We start from the raw sequence: 983 nt of genomic DNA on the forward strand, positions 1-983 counted from the left end.
GATTTATTATTTCTACCATGTTTGTTTATGAAGCTTTATATTATTCCGCAGTAGCTCAGTGGTAGAGCTATCGGCTGTTAACCGATCGGTCGTAGGTTCGAATCCTACCTGCGGAGCCATTGCTTCCATAGCTCAGCAGGTAGAGCACTTCCATGGTAAGGAAGAGGTCAGCGGTTCGAGCCCGCTTGGAAGCTTTATTAAATGTATTATTACTAAGGTTTCTCAAAAAGGAGAAAGCTTTTTTTATTGCGATATGCGGAAGTAGTTCAGTGGTAGAACACCACCTTGCCAAGGTGGGGGTCGCGGGTTCGAATCCCGTCTTCCGCTCCATTTATCCCAACGGGATATTATAAATTTAATTGCGCCCGTAGCTCAATTGGATAGAGCGTTTGACTACGGATCAAAAGGTTAGGGGTTCGACTCCTCTCGGGCGCGCCATATCTTTTAATAGAATAGATAGGAAATCGGGAAGTAGCTCAGCTTGGTAGAGCACATGGTTTGGGACCATGGGGTCGCAGGTTCGAATCCTGTCTTCCCGACCATTTTCATGGGGCCTTAGCTCAGCTGGGAGAGCGCCTGCTTTGCACGCAGGAGGTCAGCGGTTCGATCCCGCTAGGCTCCACCAAAAGTTTTTAAAAAAGTTGTTGACTTTGAAAAAGCGACATTGTATACTAATAAAGTTGCTTTAACAAAGCAGACAAACAAAATGATCTTTGAAAACTAAACAAGACAAAACGTACCTGTTAATTCATTTTTTTATAAATCGCACAGCGATGTGCGTAGTCAGTCAAACTACTTTATCGGAGAGTTTGATCCTGGCTCAGGACGAACGCTGGCGGCGTGCCTAATACATGCAAGTCGAGCGGACAGATGGGAGCTTGCTCCCTGATGTTAGCGGCGGACGGGTGAGTAACACGTGGGTAACCTGCCTGTAAGACTGGGATAACTCCGGGAAACCGGGGCTAATGACCGGATGCTTGTTT

The 983-nt window shown here is 46.5% G+C and carries 6 tRNA genes and 1 rRNA gene; all 7 read left to right on the top strand.

The features are described from left to right. The first annotated feature begins 44 nt into the window (after positions 1-44). Positions 45-119: transfer RNA gene (locus BFW96_RS00010), tRNA-Asn, on the top strand. 2 nt (positions 120-121) lie between these two features. Continuing rightward, positions 122-194 (top strand) — tRNA-Thr (locus tag BFW96_RS00015). A gap of 61 nt (positions 195-255) precedes the next feature. Further along, positions 256-330, top strand: a tRNA-Gly gene (locus BFW96_RS00020). Between the two features lie 31 nt (positions 331-361). After that, a tRNA-Arg gene (locus BFW96_RS00025) sits at positions 362-438 on the top strand. Between the two features lie 27 nt (positions 439-465). Continuing rightward, positions 466-542 (top strand) — tRNA-Pro (locus tag BFW96_RS00030). Positions 543-549: 7 nt separating this feature from the next. Next, a tRNA-Ala gene (locus BFW96_RS00035) sits at positions 550-625 on the top strand. A gap of 172 nt (positions 626-797) precedes the next feature. After that, positions 798-983 (top strand): 16S ribosomal RNA (locus tag BFW96_RS00040); the annotation flags it as partial.

It is taken from the genome of Bacillus sp. F56, assembly GCF_001748205.1.
GTDB classification, from domain to species: domain Bacteria; phylum Bacillota; class Bacilli; order Bacillales; family Bacillaceae; genus Bacillus; species Bacillus stercoris.